The organism is Microbacterium sediminicola, assembly GCF_039531125.1.
GTDB classification, from domain to species: Bacteria; Actinomycetota; Actinomycetes; order Actinomycetales; family Microbacteriaceae; genus Microbacterium; species Microbacterium sediminicola.
In genome coordinates this window covers 134,538-150,566 of record NZ_BAAAPL010000001.1, presented here as the reverse complement: position 1 = coordinate 150,566, position 16,029 = coordinate 134,538, and the positions used below count along the sequence as shown (strand labels likewise).

The 16,029-nt window shown below is 67.7% G+C and carries 13 protein-coding genes; 1 reads left to right on the top strand and 12 read right to left on the bottom strand.

From position 1 onward, the window contains the following. Positions 1–19 precede the first annotated feature (19 nt). Genes ABD206_RS00630 through ABD206_RS00575 form a run of 12 tightly spaced genes read right to left on the bottom strand, consistent with a single transcriptional unit; the run spans position 20 to position 15,161 of the window. On the bottom strand, positions 20–349 hold the full coding sequence (locus tag ABD206_RS00630) for a N,N-dimethylformamidase alpha subunit family protein (protein ID WP_344067825.1): 330 nt from the start codon (positions 347–349) through the stop codon (positions 20–22). After that, positions 346–1,773 (bottom strand): amidase family protein, encoded by a 1,428-nt coding sequence (locus ABD206_RS00625; RefSeq protein WP_344067822.1) that lies wholly within the window; start codon positions 1,771–1,773, stop codon positions 346–348. The genes ABD206_RS00630 and ABD206_RS00625 overlap by 4 nt, the downstream gene beginning before the upstream one ends. Next, a complete protein-coding gene (locus tag ABD206_RS00620) occupies positions 1,770–3,278 on the bottom strand; it encodes a GMC family oxidoreductase (RefSeq protein WP_344067820.1) in 1,509 nt (502 codons plus the stop codon). The genes ABD206_RS00625 and ABD206_RS00620 overlap by 4 nt, the downstream gene beginning before the upstream one ends. Then, positions 3,275–5,062 carry a hydantoinase B/oxoprolinase family protein gene (locus ABD206_RS00615; RefSeq protein ID WP_344067818.1) on the bottom strand — a complete coding sequence of 596 codons (1,788 nt, stop codon included), beginning with the start codon at positions 5,060–5,062 and terminating at the stop codon, positions 3,275–3,277. Before ABD206_RS00615 ends, ABD206_RS00620 begins: the two co-directional genes overlap by 4 nt. 5 nt (positions 5,063–5,067) lie before the next feature. Then, a complete protein-coding gene (locus ABD206_RS00610; protein WP_344067816.1) occupies positions 5,068–7,170 on the bottom strand; it encodes a hydantoinase/oxoprolinase family protein in 2,103 nt (700 codons plus the stop codon). Then, positions 7,167–7,799, bottom strand: a complete 633-nt coding sequence (locus ABD206_RS00605; protein WP_344067814.1) for a cysteine hydrolase family protein — start codon at positions 7,797–7,799, stop codon at positions 7,167–7,169. Before ABD206_RS00605 ends, ABD206_RS00610 begins: the two co-directional genes overlap by 4 nt. Continuing rightward, positions 7,799–8,812 carry a phosphotriesterase family protein gene (locus ABD206_RS00600; RefSeq protein ID WP_344067812.1) on the bottom strand — a complete coding sequence of 338 codons (1,014 nt, stop codon included), beginning with the start codon at positions 8,810–8,812 and terminating at the stop codon, positions 7,799–7,801. Before ABD206_RS00600 ends, ABD206_RS00605 begins: the two co-directional genes overlap by 1 nt. Positions 8,813–8,826: 14 nt before the next feature. After that, complete coding sequence (locus ABD206_RS00595; protein ID WP_344067810.1) at positions 8,827–9,840, bottom strand: phosphotriesterase family protein; 1,014 nt, start codon at positions 9,838–9,840, stop codon at positions 8,827–8,829. Positions 9,841–9,851: 11 nt separating this feature from the next. Continuing rightward, the gene (locus ABD206_RS00590; RefSeq protein ID WP_344067809.1) at positions 9,852–11,318 is read right to left on the bottom strand and encodes an aldehyde dehydrogenase family protein; all 1,467 of its coding nucleotides are present in this window, start codon (positions 11,316–11,318) and stop codon (positions 9,852–9,854) included. Positions 11,319–11,337: 19 nt separating this feature from the next. Beyond that, positions 11,338–12,867: a glutamine synthetase family protein gene (locus ABD206_RS00585; protein WP_344067807.1), complete on the bottom strand. Its 1,530-nt coding sequence runs from the start codon at positions 12,865–12,867 to the stop codon at positions 11,338–11,340. Continuing rightward, positions 12,860–14,197, bottom strand: coding sequence for a Rieske 2Fe-2S domain-containing protein (locus tag ABD206_RS00580; protein WP_344067805.1), 1,338 nt, complete (start codon positions 14,195–14,197; stop codon positions 12,860–12,862). The genes ABD206_RS00585 and ABD206_RS00580 overlap by 8 nt, the downstream gene beginning before the upstream one ends. A 31-nt stretch (positions 14,198–14,228) precedes the next feature. Further along, the gene (locus tag ABD206_RS00575) at positions 14,229–15,161 is read right to left on the bottom strand and encodes a PDR/VanB family oxidoreductase (protein ID WP_344067803.1); all 933 of its coding nucleotides are present in this window, start codon (positions 15,159–15,161) and stop codon (positions 14,229–14,231) included. A 133-nt stretch (positions 15,162–15,294) separates the two neighbouring features. Between ABD206_RS00575 and ABD206_RS00570 the strand changes: the two genes are divergently transcribed. Then, on the top strand, positions 15,295–16,017 hold the full coding sequence (locus ABD206_RS00570; protein WP_344067801.1) for a GntR family transcriptional regulator: 723 nt from the start codon (positions 15,295–15,297) through the stop codon (positions 16,015–16,017). Positions 16,018–16,029 lie beyond the last annotated feature (12 nt).

Genomic DNA, 16,029 nt, shown 5'->3' with positions numbered 1-16,029 from the left:
TTCTCGCCACGTGACGCCGCTACCAGGACAGGCCATAGTCGCGCAGGCGGTGCACCAGCACCGCGTGTTCGGCGGCATCGCGATCTGGATGTCTGTCGCGGGAAACGACTCGTGGCGGTTTGCCGGCGGTACGCGGCCGCTCAGCGATCGCGAATCCGTCGCTGAGCTCGACGATCGCGTAGCGGGGAAGATCGGGATCGGGATTGCGGCGGACGAAGTCGAGAACCTCGACGATGTCTGCCGGATACGGCGGGTTGGGATTCGCCCGCGCGCGTTCCATGAGCTCGGCAGTGACCAGCCCTCTGATCCGCGTGTCGAGGATGGCTCGGTCCTGGGCCGTCAATGTCATGATGCGACCTCCCCCAGATCGGGGCGTCGCGCCATGACGTCGGCGACAGCGGCCTCCCAGCTGAGGCCGTACTCGAGCAGGAGCCTGTCACCGCGGTACGGGCCGACAAACTGCACGCCGATGGGCAGGCCCGCACGCGAGAAGGTCATGGGCATCGACAGGGCAGGCATCGCCGTTGCCGTGATGCGACTGCATGAGCGTTGCCATGCGTAGTACTTGTCCATGGCGATGCCGTCGATCTCGGTCGGGTACTCCCACTCGATCGGGAAAGGCAGCACCTGCACGCAGGGCGCGAGCACCAGATCGTAGTCCCCGAGGAGCGCCTGGAACTGGCGGAACAGGCGCGTGCGCGCTCCGCCGGCCTTGGCGATGAGAGCGGGGGTGAAGCTCCCCGTCCACGAGATGTCGTCTTTGAGGGTCTGCTTGACAAGCTCGGGATACCGAGCAGCGTCGTCACCATGCCCATCCAGGAACTCGAGCGAACGGAACGTCTCGAAGACGAGGTCGGCTTCGCTCATGTCGAGCTCCACCGGGACGACCTCCGCACCCAGGCTCTCGGCGAGGCGGGCGGCCGCAAGCGTCGCCTGCCGCACTTCAGGGTCGAGCGGCAGCCCACCGAGGTCCTCGCTCAACGCGATCCGCGCGCCATGGAATGACCGGGGTTGGAGAGAACGGAACAGGGACGGGTCTTCGTCGATCGAGAGGGGCGCGCGCCTCTCGGGGGCTGAGATGACCGACAGGAGGAGTGCGGCATCCTTGACGTCGCGCGCGAGCGGGCCGAGGACGGACCCCGGATCCCACGCATTGCCGGGGCGCGCTGAGGCGACGCGGCCGGCGGTCGGGCGAAGACCGACGAGGTTCGTGAACGAGGCGGGATTTCGGATGCTGCCACCGAGATCCGACCCGTCCGCGACGGGGAGAAGCCCCGCCGTTACCGCCGCTGCCGCACCCCCGCTCGAACCGCCCGCCGAGCGGGTGAGGTCGTACGGGTTGCCGGTCGCTCCGAACACATCGTTGAAGGTATGTGATCCCACACCGAACTCGGGCACATTCGTCTTGCCGACGAACACGGCGCCGGCATCTCGGATGCGGCCAGAGATGACACTGTCGGCTTCGGCGATATGGTCGGCGTAGATCCGCGACCCGTGGGTGGTGCGGATGCCGGCGACGTCCATGAGGTCTTTCACCGCGAACGGGAGGCCGTGCAGTGGGCCCAACCACTCCCCCGCCGCGAGCTGGCGGTCACGCTCGCGGGCATCGTGGAGCGCCTCTTCGGGGCGCATCGACACGATCGCGTTGATCACCGGGTTGAACCGGTCGATCGCATCGAGGTGCGCGCGCACGACCTCGACGGCCGACACCCGGCGGGTACGGATGAGCTCCGACAGCGCGGCGGCGCTGAGGGTCGTCAGTTCGTTCGTCATGCGCTCTCCTCACAGAGCATCTGGGCCACCTTCTCGCCCATCACGACGGACGGCATCGCCGTTGTCGCACGGGGGATCTGGGGCATGATCGACGCGTCCGCGATGCGGAGACCTTCGATGCCGTGCACCTGCGCCCGGGCATCCACGACCGCCATCGGGTCGTCGGCGGTGCCGAGCCTGCACGTGCCGACGGGGTGCCAGTAGTTGTCGGGATTGCGGTACAGGTGCGCGCGCAGCGCCTCGGGTACGAGCGTGTCGGGGCCGGGATGGATTTCTGCACCGACAAGGGAGGCAAGCTCGGGTGTCGCCGCGAGTTCACGGAGGATCTCAGCGCCCTCGGCGAGGACCCGAACATCGATGCCCTCGGGGTCGGCGAGGAACCGATGGTCGATCCAGGGCTTGGCCTCGGGGTCGGTGCTCTTCAGCCGCACGAATCCGCGTGAACGCGGCTGCAGGGCGGATGTTCCCACACTCCAACGCTTGCGCTCGGCCGCATGGGTCGGGCTGTAGGGAAGGAAGTGCAGATCGAACGCTTCGGTATCGAAGCTCGATGCGCGCTTGCCCATGGCCTGCTCGTCGGGCGCCCACCCGGCCGCGCGTGCCGCGGTCATGTCGGCGGTCATGTTCTCTGACCCGGCCCAGCTCATGAGGAGGAACGGCTGGTCGTGGAGGTTCTCACCGACACCGGGAAGATGGTGGACGAGAGGAATCTCGAGCGGAGCGAGGTGCGCGAACGATCCGATGCCCGAGCGCAGCAGCACCGTCGGCGAGTTGTATGCCCCGCCGGCGAGCACGATCGTGCCGCCGCGGACCGTGACGACCTCACCTCTGTGGTGAACGACGACCCCGGTTGCGCGGCCGTTTTCGATGATGACACGGTCGACGAGGGCGTCACCGACGATCGTGAGGTTCGGCAGGTGACGGGCCGCGTCCAGGTAGGCGAATGCCGTGTTGACGCGCACACCGTCTTGGATGTTGACCGCTTCGGGAGCGAAACCCGCGGCCTCGTCCATGTCGTTGAGATCGGCGATACGCGGCATCCCCACGGCCGGGGCCGCATCATACCACGCGTGCTGCCACGGGGTGAGTTCGTCTGCCGTATAAAGCTTCACGCGCATCCGCTCGGTTCCTGCCTGGAAGAGCGGGAGCAGGTCTTCGGTTCCCCAGCCGGTCAAGCCGCTCTCTGCCCACGAGTCGTAGTCGCGGCGGTGCCCCCAGGTCTGCGTGCAACCGTTGAAGTCGCTCGATCCGCCGATGGCGCGGGCGCGTTCGAATCCGACCGTCCAGGGGTAGGTCGATCCGGAATCGTAGCCCCAGTCGTATGAGGTGCCCAGGCGCGTCGCGTCAACGATGTCGGAGGGCCAGGCGGGGTCGCCCTGCGGGCCGAAATCCGGGCCCGCCTCGAGGACCAGGACGTCCTTTCCCGCCTCTGCCAGTCGCGCGGCGACGACGTTGCCGCCGGTCCCTCCCCCGACGATGACGTACTCGGCTTCACTGGGGATCATGCGTGCACCACTTCTTCGTTCGCGCGGCCAGAACCCCGCAGGGCGGCCGTTTCTTGTTCATCGACACCGGCGGCGCCGATCGCAACGCCGTACACTTCGCGCGCCCGTTTCGCGCTGATCCAGCCCTCACGCACGTCCTCCCATACGCGGGCCGGCTCGCGTAGGCGAGGATCACCGAAACCACCGCCACCCGTGCGCGCCGAGACGACGATGTCGCCGTGCCCGAGGTCGATCGACCCGACCGACGCCATCGGCTCGGTCGCGCCGTTCGCGCGGACGAGCCACTGGCGCGCCGCGCCTCCCGGACCGCCACCGCGCGCGCCCTCGGGCGGGTAGACGGCACCGTCGTTGGAGTACTGCACTTCGATCTCGCAGTCCAGGGGTCCGAACTCGACGAGCGTTCCGGGGGTGCCGCGGCGGTACCCCGCACCCTCGGAGTCGGTCAGGAGTTCCTGACGGTGGATGACGATGGGGAACATCCACTCGTCGATTTCGACGGAGTCGCGGCGGAGCATCCCCGCCGTCCCCGCGTCACCCATCGTGAGCCAGCCGTCGCCGTGCGGGCTGCCGGCACCGCCGGTTCCCGCGAGCATGAGCATGTTGACGAAGGGCGCGCCGTCCCGCCGCGGATCACGGCCCGAGATGACCCCGGAGGAGGGCGGCATGATGAGTCCGGCGTCGGCCATACCCATCGTTTCGGAGATCTCGGCGAAGGCCCGGCCGACGACGTTCGCGGCGCGGGTGGCGAGGTTCGTCGTCGCGAGCGAACAGCTGTACGGATGCACCGGAATGCCGATCGCGGCGCCCTCGCGCAGGTGCACCCGCATCCGGCGGAAGCTGCCACCATTGAGCGGTGCCGCACCGTTGAGGGTGTTCCAGATGCCGATGAGAGCTGACGAGGTCGTCGTTGCCTGCGTGAGGTTCAGGCCCGAATCGAGGCAGTCGTGGTTCTCGGTGAGGTCGACATCGATCATGCCGCCCTCACTGTCGACGGTCACTTCGGCGACGATCGGCATCTCATCGGGGATGCCCGGGTACGGGTCGTGGTGGGTGACGGCGCGGCCCGTTCCCGACACGAGCCCGCGGACGGCCGCGGCGGCGCGCTGTTCGCTGTAATCGAGCCACTGCGCGGCGAGCTGTTGCAGGCGATCCCAGCCGCCGGCAAGCCCCGCGAGGTCACGCATCCGGCGCTCGCCGATCCGTGCCGAACCGACGAGGGCGCGGTAGTCCCCCCGCCACTGCTCGGGCACCCGGATGCGCAGCTCGCACATCCGGAGGATGTCGTCGATGTCTTCGCCGTCGCGCTGCACCTGCACCATCGGGAAGATGAGGGCCCCCTCTTCGTAGACGTCGCGGGCTTCGACGTGGAAGGTGCTCGGCAGGGAGTTGCCGCAGTCGGCTTGGTGCGCCTTCGCGAGCACCGTGAACCGGTGGATGCCCTCGTCATCGACGACGGGGATCACGATGACGTGATCGGCGGCGTGTGAATTGCCGTGATAGGGCGAGTTGTGCAGGAACGCATCACCCTGCTTCGGGTGCGGATGCTGCTGCGACAGGTACCGCGAGATGATGTCGGGGCCGCTCAGGACGTGGATCGGCAGGCTGTTTGCCGCCGCGAGCATCTCGTGGCCGGCCGTGATGACGCAGCACGAGAAGTCGTGGGCGGTGTTGATGATGCCCGAGCGGGACGTGCGGAACAGCGTGTTGGCCATCGCCCGGACGACGTTCTCGAACCGGTTGGCCCAGAGCGCAAGCTCGATGCTCGGTGTGGTGGGTTCAGGCATCCGCGTCATCCCTTCGCTTTGATGGCCGCCGCGTACGGCTCGATGAGGATGTGCCCCTGCGGGGAGAGCGCGGCGCGCGCGCCCGGCGGCAGGGCGACCGAGGTCGCGGTCGCCTCGATGATCGCGGGGCCGTCGACGGGGGTGTCGGCGAGCTCACGGACGGGAACGACGCGCGCACCCGTGTGGAGCACGCCACTGAACGAGACATCACGGTGTGTTGCCGCGCGGGCGGGCGCGGCGGCTTCGAATCCGCGCTCCGCTTCACTGCCGTGGGATGCGCGAACGCGCCACGTGAGGAACTCGACCGTACCCGTCGGGTCGTCGGTGCCGTAGGCCAGGGCATGGGAGCGGTGGAATTCGGCGACGAGGAGCGCGAGCGCACCACCGTCTTTGAAGGCGCCGTCGGGGACGGGAACGACGAGATCCCACACCTGACGGCGGTAGCGCGCCTCGACCGACCAGTCGAGCGTGATCTCGCTGCGGTCGACGCCGATGGCCGCGGCGAACCGGTCGACGCGCGAGGACAGTTCCGCGATGACGCCGCCGACTCCCTCGGCATCGAACCGGTCGGAGCTCGTCGGGAACGTCATTGACGACTCTTCTGCGAGCGGGGCGAGCATCCCTCCCGCCGCAGCGAGAACCGACCCGAAGGCGGGGATGACGGCTGTCGCGGTGCCCAGGCGCCGGGCGATCTCGACGATGTTGAGGCCCGCAGCGCCGCCACCCCCGACGAGGACGGCACTGCGCGGGTCGACGCCCTGCCCGAGCGTGATGAGTTCGATCGCGTTGACCATCTGCTCTGTGGCAAGAGAAAGGATCGCGTCAGCGGCGGCGAGGAGGTCGACGCCCATGCGGTGCGCGATCGCCCCGACCGCACGCTCGGCGGCACCACGGTCGAGGGTGAGTGAACCATCGAGGAACGTGTCGGGATCGATGAGGCCCGCAACGACGCTCGCGTCGGTGACGGTCGCCGCAGTTCCCCCGCGCCCGTAGCAGGCGGGACCGGGAACAGCGCCGGCGCTCCCCGGTCCGACGTGGAGCAGGCCCCATTCGTCGACCTCGGCGATGCTGCCACCGCCGGCGGCGATGCTGCGGATGTCGACGGAGGAGAAGCCCGTGATGTGGCCCGCGCCGATCGGCCCGATCCAGGTCTCGCGCGTGGAGACGACCTGGCTTTCGCGCACGAGGCTGATGTCACACGTCGTGCCGCCGGTGTCGAAAACGATCGCGTCGAACACCTCGCCCACCGTCTCGACGCTCTCGGCGACGACGTGTCGCGCGGCCGACGGTGCCATGGCGGGTCCGGAGTTGAGGGTGTGGATCGGGGCGTCCGCCGCCATATCGGCGAGCAGGCTCGATCCGGTCGAACTCACGAGCAGGAGCTGCCCGCCCAGGCCCGCATCCCGCAGCCGCCCCTCGAGTCCGTCGATGTACGCGGCCATGAGCGGTTTGAGCGAGGCATCGATAACGGCAGAGGACGCGCGGCGGTACTCGCGCATGACGGGGTTGAGTTCGTGCGAGAGCGTGACGGCAACGCCCGGCAGGTGCTCGGCGAGAAGTTCGCCGACGCGCCGCTCGTGCGATCCGTCGACGACCGACCACAGCAGGCAGACGGCGACCGCCTCGACCGATGCGGCCTTGATGGCCTCGATCGCGGAGAGGACGGCATCCTCATCGAGCGGTGTCATCTCGCTGCCATCGGCCAGCAGGCGCCCCCCGACCTCGAACGTGAGTCGGCGTGGCACGAGCGGTTTCGGGTACTCGGTCGACAGATCGAACGGGCTGTGCCTGCCGCCCTCACGGAACAGCAGAATGTCGGGGTGCCCTGCCGTGACCAGCAGAGCCGTGGGTGCCGTGGTGCCGGTGAGCATCGCATTCAGGGCGCGGGTCGTGCCGTGCACGAACACCTCGCTGCCCGCGAGGAGGTCCGTCGGTGCGACCCCGACCGCGCGGGCGGCGACAGCAACGGCGTCGAGCACGCCGCGCGCGGGATCATCCGGAGTCGTCGGCGCCTTGAACGCGCGCAACTGCGCCCCATCGTCGAGGACGAGGTCGGTGAAGGTGCCACCGACGTCGGTCGCGATGCGCCACCGGGGCGATCCGGTCACGAGGCGACCTCCGCCGCTTTCGCGGCAAGCCACGCCCCCACGGCGTCAGAGGTCACGAGCGCATCGCGCTGCAGGTAGCCGACCGCTTCCAGCGCATACTCGTGCGCCCGCTCCGATGATCCGCCGACGCAGTCGGTCAGCACCCGAACGCGATAGTCGTGCTGGTGCGCATCGACAGCGGTGTAGTGGATGCAGACGTCCGTCAGCCCGCCGACCATGAAGAGCGTCTCGGCCTTGTAGGCCTTCAGGACGATCTCGAGCTCGGTGCCGAAGAACGCCGAGTAGCGGCGCTTGCGGACAACGAACTCTTCCGGCCGCGGGTCGAGCCAGGCGGCGATCTCGGTGCCGTCGTCACCCTCGATGCAGTGTGGTCCCTCGGCGCCGTCGAGCTCGCGACCGATGTCGACGAGGGAGGCCTTGTGCACCTCCTGCACCCACACGACGGGGATTCCCGCCTCACGGGCGAGGTCGACGGTGCGACGCACGCGCGGACGACGGGCCTCGCGCCCGCCCATCGTGGGGATGCCGCCCTCTTCGTCGGGCGCGGCACCGCTCCCGCCCTGGATGTCAACGACGAGGAGAACGGCGTTGCCGACGACTCGGGGGTCAGCGGGGGCGGGCTCGGTCATCAGGGGCGCTCCAGCAGTCGACGCGGGTTGTGGACGAGGATCTGTTCGGCCACCGCCGGGTCGCCCGCGATCTCGGCGATCGCCGGCCCGATGCGACGGAACAGGTGGTCGTACCCGTGCCCGCCGTTGCGATGCATGTGCGCCTTCATCCAGATATCGGCGCCGATGACGAGCTGGTCGCCGAAGCCTTCCGAGAGAAGCCACGCGACCATGTCGAGTCGTTCGCCGTCACTCGGGCTGCGGAAGGCGGCGCTGCCGTAATAGGCGTCCGTCCCGAACGTGTCGTAGGCGAGCATCGCGCCGGACTGCGCCACCTCGCGGTGGTACTCCCGATCCCACAGCTCGTCGAGGTGACCGATGACGATCCGGTCGACGGGCATCCCCTCGTCGAGGAGCACCCCGAGCACGTCCACCCCACCTTTGCCGCGGAAGGACTGATGGGTGTAGACCGCGGCACCGGTCTCGGCACCGGCACGCGCCGAGGCGCGCAGCGACCGCCACTCGGCATCCGTAATGGGCCAGCTCGTGCCGATCTCACCGAGGATCGCGGGCCGGATGCCGGTGTCGCCGATGCCGTCACGCAACTGCGTGAGGAGCATCTGTGTGATCCCGTCGATGTCGGCCGTCTTGACCTCGTCGGGCATGGCGTCTTCGACGTAGTAGCCCGCGCCGACCATGATGTGCACGCCCGATGCCCGCGAGATCGCCGGCAGATCGGCAAGGCGGCGACCCATTCCGTCGAGGGTGAGTTCGACGACGCCGGAGCCCCCCGCATCGGCGACATGCGCGAGTTCTGTGGAGGCGATCGTCGCATCGTCGAGGACGAGGTTGTCGGGCATCGAGAGGGCGTTCCAGCGGAGGTATCCGGCTGTCTCGGGGCCGATGGGGCCGGCGGGCGGTTCCTCGCGCGGATCCTTCGCCCACATGCTCAAGTCGCTCAGCAGGTGTTCATGGATCGAGGTGGGACCGAGGTCCGTCGCCTCGATGGGTCCGAGCACGGTGTGGATGGGCATGGAGCTCTTTCGGTCTACTCGCCGAACACGGCGCGGCGGGGGTTGTCGCGGTGGATCATGTCGAGCGTCTCCGGCTCGATGCCGGCCTCGATCGCGAGGGTACGGAACTCCTCGAAGAGGAACGTGTAGCCAGGGCCGCCGAGTGCGCGCATGTGTGAGCGCTGGCAGACGTCCTGCGAGAGGAGGATCTTCTCGGCGTACCCGGCCTCGATCATCGTCTTGAGGTAGTCGATGCGACGGTCGACCTGGTGACGGATGACGTTCCCGCCGATTCGGCAGGTCATGAGGCAGTCGAACTCGACGAACGCGCCCTTGCGGAGGATCGCGAGGGAGTACTCGACACTCTTGACGGTGTCGGCGTGGCCGATGACGACCCGGGAGGGATCCACGCCCTCTTCGGTGATGATCTCGAGCTGGGCAAGCCCGGTCGGGAAGGTCGCGGCGTGGGTCGAGATCATGATCCCGGTCTCGCGGCTCGCTCGCGCGGCGGCACGGAAGGAGCGCTCTTCGACGGCGGTGACGTGCGAGAGGTCGGACGCGATCTCGCCGATGATTCCCGCGCGAACCCCGGTGCCGGGGATCTCCTCGAGCAGGTCCGCGATGAGAAACCCTGCGATGGCATTCGTCGAGTTGCGGTCGAACCACTCTTTGTCGAGGTACGTGTCGTAGTAGTGGCCGGTGCCGAGGATCACGTTCACGCCGGTGGCTTCGGCCATCTCTTTCGTAGCGAGCACGTTCGCGATCGACCGTGATCCGGTCGTCGCGTTCTGCTGCATCTGGCGCATATCGTCGCTCCACCCCACCGGCGCGGCGTAGTCACTGAGTTCACCATTGGTCATGTCGATGAGAGTCGATCCGCCCGCGGCGCGGTAGAGCGCGAGCTCGGATGCCATCTCGTCGGCGACGTTGAGGTAACCGTCCTGCGGTGTCGTGCGCGTCATGTTGATGTACACGTGCTCGTGCGGCAGCGTGACCCCGAGCTGTTCGGGGGTCAGCGGGCCGGTGACGGACTCGACGATCTCGGGCATGAGTGCTCCGTTCAGTTCGCAGCGATCGAGATGACGACGCTCTTCGGTTCGAGAAAGGCGTGCAGGCCCTCGTCACCGAGTTCGCGTCCCACACCGGACTCGCCGACGCCGCCGAACGACAGCGCGGGGTCGAAGATGTTGTACGTGTTGACCCAGACGGTGCCGGCACGCAGGGCCTGCGTCATCCGGTGGGCGCGGTTCAGGTCATTGGTCCAGACACCCGCGGCAAGGCCGTATGAGGTGTCGTTGCCGATGCGGATGGCATCCGCCTCGTCGTCGAACGGGATGATCCCGACGACGGGGCCGAAGATCTCCTCGCGGGCGATCGTCATCTCGTTCGTGACGTCGCTGAACAAGGTCGGAGTGACGTAGAACCCGGGGCCATGGGTCTCACCGCCGGCGACGAGGGTCGCTCCTTCGGCCACACCCTTCTCGATGTAGCCGAGCACGCGCTGTCGCTGTTCTTCTGAGACGAGCGGGCCGACCGTGATACCCCCGTCGAGTCCGTCACCGACCGGTACCTTGGCGACGGCGGCCTTCAGACGCTCCGTCATCTCGGGGAGTATCGACCGCTGCACGAGCAGGCGTGATCCTGCGGTGCACATCTGGCCGGAGTGCCCGAACGAGGCGCGCATCGCGGTCAGGACGGCGGCGTCGAGGTCGGCATCCTCGAACACGATGTTCGGGCTCTTGCCGCCCAGTTCGAGGGTCACTCGGGTGAAGTGGTCGGCCGCGGCGTGCGCGACGAGGCGCCCCACTTCGGTGGATCCCGTGAAGGTCACCTTGGCGATGCCCGGGTGCGCGGTCAATGCGGATCCTGCGACCGCGTCACCGGTGAGCACACTCACGACACCGTCGGGAACGCCCGCTTCCTGCAGGATCGCAGCCAGGCGGAGGAGCGTGAGCGGGGTGTCTTCGGCGGGCTTCGCGATGACGGGGCATCCTGCCGCGAGCGCGGGGGCGAGCTTGAAGGACGCCGTCATGATCGGGAAGTTCCACGGCAGGATGATCGCGACCGGGCCGATCGGCTCGTAGCTCGTATAGACGTGGTGTGATCCACCATCGATGGGGACGACAGTGCCGTTGATCCGCGACGGAGCACCGGCGAAGTGGCGGAACGTGCGCGCCGAACTCGCGGTGTCCGCACGGGAGCGCTCGATGGGCTTTCCGTTGTCACGCGTTTCGAGGATCGCGAGTTCTTCGAGGTTCGCCTCGATCAGGTCGGCGACGCGATTGAGGATCCGCGCCCGGTCGAGCGGCGCCATGCCCGACCAGCGGCGGTCGGTGTAGGCCTCCTGTGCGGCGGCGACCGCGGCATCCACATCGGCGACGGTCGCATCGGCGACAGTCGTGAGGGTTTCCCCCGTCGCGGGATCGATGACGGGCCGGGTTGCGCGGTCGCCCGCGTCAACCCAGGAACCGGCGAGGAAGAAGGGCTCGTGAGCGGGAAGTGCGGTGACGTCCGTTCTGAGGGTCATGTCGGGTCCTTTCGTCCGCTCAGAAGATGTCAAAGTATTCGCGCTGCTCCCAGTCGGAGACATGGCGCAGATAGCGGGCGTACTCGGCGCGTTTGATCGTGAGGTACCAGTCCACCACGGTGTCTCCGAGAGCGTGCCGGAAGGCCTCGTCGCCGTCGAGGGCGGTCACGGCGTCGCCGAGGGACGACGGGAGGCGCTCGGCGTCGGCCTGGTACGGGTTCGTCGTCGGGGCCGGCGGAACCAGCCCGCGGTCGACGCCGTCCATGCCGCTGATCAGCTGCGAGGCGATGTAGAGGTAGGGGTTCGCGGCCGGTTCGCCGGAGCGGTTCTCGAGCCGGGTCGCAGGATCACCGACACCGCCGACCGCACGCACCATGGCGCCCTTGTTGTCGACACCCCACGCAATGCGGTCGGGTGCGAGCGAGAACGGCTGGTATCGCTTGTAGCCGTTGACGGTCGGGGTCGAGAAGGCCGCGGCGGCGGGCGCGTGCGCGAGCAGACCCGCGAGGTACGAGGCACCGAGCGGCGAGAGGGGTTCGTCGGCCGTCTCGGGCAGGAACACGCCTTCCCCGGTTTCGAGGTCGACGAGCGATTGATGCAGGTGCCACCCTGTCGAGGCGCCTTCTGCTCCCTGTGGGCGCGACATGAAGGTCGCGTGGTAGCCGAGTCCCGCGGCGATCCGGCGCACGGCGGTACGGCACAGAACGATCGCGTCGGCGATGGATGCGGCATCCCCCGCTTCCATCGTGAGTTCGAACTGGCTCGGCCCGAACTCGAGTTCGAGGGAGCGCAACGGCAGATCGAGGAGGGTCAGGCCGCGGTAGAGGGCATCGACGAGCGGCTGCATCCGGTCGAGGGATTCCTCGTGGAGAAGCTGGGATCCGCGCGTGGTCGGCATCGTGGGGAGCGCGTCGCCCGGCCGGCCGGGGGCGCCGACGTGCGCCGAGGTGATGTCGGTATCGGTTGCGCGGAACACGTGGAACTCGAGTTCAGCACCGACCGTCATGCCGTATCCCTTGGCGGCGAGCGCGGTGAGCTCGTTGCGCAGGATCGAACGGGTGCAGAACGGCACGGGCGATCCGTCAGGAAACCGCAGGTCGCACAGCACCCAGGCGGTGCGTTCGGTCCACGGGAGCACGCGAAAGGTCGTCGGGTCGGGAACGAGGACGATGTCGCCGGCGCCCGAAAATCCGTCGATGCCGACACCGGTCTCTTCGGAGAAGACGGCAAAAACCGACTGTCCCGAGGTGTCCTTCAGAACGAGCGAGCTCGGGACGGTGATACCTGAGCGCATCGCGGCGGCGACGCCGGCCCGGGTGATCGTCTTGCTCCGCAGAATGCCGTGCTGGTCGACGAACGAGAAGCGCACCATCTCGATGCCGATCTCGTCGATGACGCGCCGATTCTGCCCCGCGGCGGCGTAGTGTGTGTCAGTCCACAGTCCATGTCGCGAGATGAAGCCGTCGCGGTCGGCGGCGAGCATGGGGCGGGCCGATGCGCCACCGCCGTTTTCAGAGACAGGGCGCTCGTCGACGTTACGTTCATGCATCGATGGTCACCTCTGCCTGCTGACGAGGACCCGCCCACGGAGATGCCTGGCGGCGTTCGTTCTCGCGTTCGATCCAGCGGGTCTGCCAGACATCGTTGGCCGAGATCGTGTCCATCGCGAGCGGGCCGGTGAGGGCAGCGGCTTCTGCTGTGCTCACCGGATGCGACGGGGTTTGGGCACCGGCGGCGAACGCCTCGATGGCACGGAGGAGGAGTCGCCGGTTGGCGCTGACCGCGCGGTCAGAGACACCGAGTCGCTCGACGGTGCGGTCCTGGATCGGACCCATGCTTTCGACGGCCCACTGGTCGTGGACGTTGATGTCGAGTCCCATGCCCGTGTAGGTGAGGTCCTTCTGCTCCTGCGGGTCGAAGCCCCAGTTGTTGTCGCGGTTCCGCAGCGGGCGGTAGTCGGGCAGGCTCACCCCGTCGAGGCGCTGCTTGAGGAGGGTGTCCTTGTCGGTCGTCTCGGCGAAGTCGTACCAGATCATGAACCAGTAGTGGTTTTCGTCGTCGATGGGGACGTGCCACTGCGTGAAGACCTTGGTGTTGCCGAAGGGCACGACGAACGCGTTCGGGAAGAGGAGGTTCGTGACGCGGACGTGCTTGATGTCTTCCGTGAGTTGGCGGAGGGCGTACACACGGAGGCCGTGCTCAGCGCTTTCGACCTCGATGTCGGGGCGGTAGCTCTCACCGACGAGCATCGAGAGCTTCTTGCCGGTGCCCTCGACCTCTTCGGCGAACTGCTGCCCGTACATTTCGCGGGGATCTTCCTGGATGAAGCGGTGCAGGAACGACACATGGCTCGGGTCGATGCCACCCTCGAGGCCCTGCAGCCAGTTGCACTCCCACAGGCCTTTGAACGCGAAGGTGTATTCCTCGGGCGCGACGAAGCAGTCGTAGTCGGGGAAGGGTGGCGGGTCGCCCGCGCCCATGTAGGTGAAGATGATGCCGTTCTTCTCGACGCACGGATAGTTCGCGATGCGGATCTTGCCGAGGAACTGGCTGTGGTCGGGTTCGGCGGGCTGCTCGACGCAGCGGCCCTCACCGTCGTAGAGCCACCCGTGGTAGAGGCAGCGCACGCCGTCCTCTTCGAGTCGGCCGTACGAGAGGTCGACGCCGCGGTGCGCGCAGTACCGGCTGATGAGCCCCCAGCCCTGACGCTTCTTGAAGAGCACGAGATCCTCGCTCATGATCCGGATCGCTTTGACGGGGCGCTCCCCGGGCATCTCGGAGACGAGGGCGGCGGGCTGCCAGTACGAGCGCAGCAGATTGCCGAGAGGCGTTCCGGGACCCGAGCGGGTGATCTTGTCGTTGTCTTCCTGCTTCAGCATCCTGACTCTCCTTCGGACGGGGTGCGGGCGCTCACGCGTCCAGCACCAGCAGCGGACAGGCCGCGCGGGACACGCAGACCATGAGGCAGTCGCCTCGTTGTTTCTCTTGCGCGGTGAGCACGAAGTCGCGGTGTTCGACCTCGCCGTCGACGACGCGGGTCTCGCAGCTGCCGCAGATGCCCTCTTCGCAGTCCGAGAGCACGTCGACACCGCCTTCGCGCATGACCTCGAGGATGCTGCGCTCGGGCGGCACGTCGAGTTCGAGGCCGGACTTCTGCAGCAGGATCGAGAACGTCCCGCCGGGTTCGTACTCGATCACCGGCGCTGAGAAGAACTCGACTCGCACGCGGTCGCCGCCGCACTCTTGCAGATGGGTGAGCATCTGCTCGGGCCCGCAGGCGTAGACGGCGGCCTCGGGTGCTGCGGCGAGCGCGGCATCAAGATCGACGCGGTCGCTCTCATCGCGCGCGACAACGCGCACCTTCTCGCCGTACGCGGTGAGCTCATCGAGAAATGCCATGCGCGAGCGGGCGCCGCCGAGATAGAGAAGTGACCAAGGGATACCAGCGGCGTCGACGTCGCGCACCATGGGCAACAGCGGAGTGATACCGATTCCGCCGGCGATGAACAGGTATTCGCCCGCCGGCTCGAGCGCGAAGTGGTTTCGGGGGCCCCTGATCGTGATCTCATCCCCGACACGAAGGGTCTCGTGCACCGCACGTGATCCTCCCCTGCTGTCGTGCTCGCGCAGAACTGCGATCCGGTACCGGCCACCGTCGGGTCGACCGCACAGCGAATATTGGCGAACGGGCGCACCCGGCAGAACGAGGTCGATGTGGGATCCGGGAGTCCAGTCGGGCAACTCCCCGGCGAGGGCCTCCAGCTCGACCGAGACAATGTCGTCCGCTTCGCGCGTCATCGAGCGCACGCGCACATGCATGTCGGCGGATGAATCGTGGAGCATGTTTGGATCCTAACATGGATTGGATGGATCCAATCTAGAGAACTTGGTGCGCGATGGCTCGGTCCCGCATCCAATTGGGGTGCGGTTCTGCTACCGTTCAAGCGCGTCAGGGGAGCGCGATCGGAGGATGCGGATGTCGACAATGGGGGATGCCTCCCTGTCAGAGAAGACGGGTCATGCGCTCGTCGACGACATTGCCGCAAAGATTCGGGAACGGATCATGTCCGGCGACATCCCGATCGGCGCTCAACTTCGCCAGGCAGAGCTGGCCAGCGACTTCGGCGTGAGTCGCACCCCGGTGCGAGAGGCACTCCGCCAGCTGCAGACCGGCGGCCTCATCGATGTCGTCCCCAATCGCGGCGCCGTCGTGCGTGTCCCGGCTCCCTGGGAAGTCCGCGAAGCCTACGAAGTGCGTGCGGAACTCGAGGCGCTCGCGGCCTCTCGCGCGGTGACCCGACTCTCCCGTGCTGAGATGGATCGCCTTCGGACCGCAAACCAAGAAATGTACGATCGTTCCCTCGCTGAGAGCGAAGCCGGAAGCGCACGGGGCCACAGCAGTCGGCAAGAGAACGATGTGTTCCACACGACGATCACCACAGTCGCGCAGAACGCGCGGCTGGCACGAACGATCGATGAGATCAACGAGACGTTCCCCCGGAACGTTTCCGCTCAGCTGCTCGTGGGCGACGATCGCTACCGTGAAGAGAACTTCCGTGAGCACGCGGCCATCATCGACGCGATGGAACGCGGCGATGCCGTAGCTGCGGCAGATGCCATGCGCGAGCATGTCCGCAAGGCGGGAGAGCACCTGGCGCAGTGGTACGAGCGCCGGTCGTCGACCGTTTTCCGCGGCTGAACCGCCGGGCCG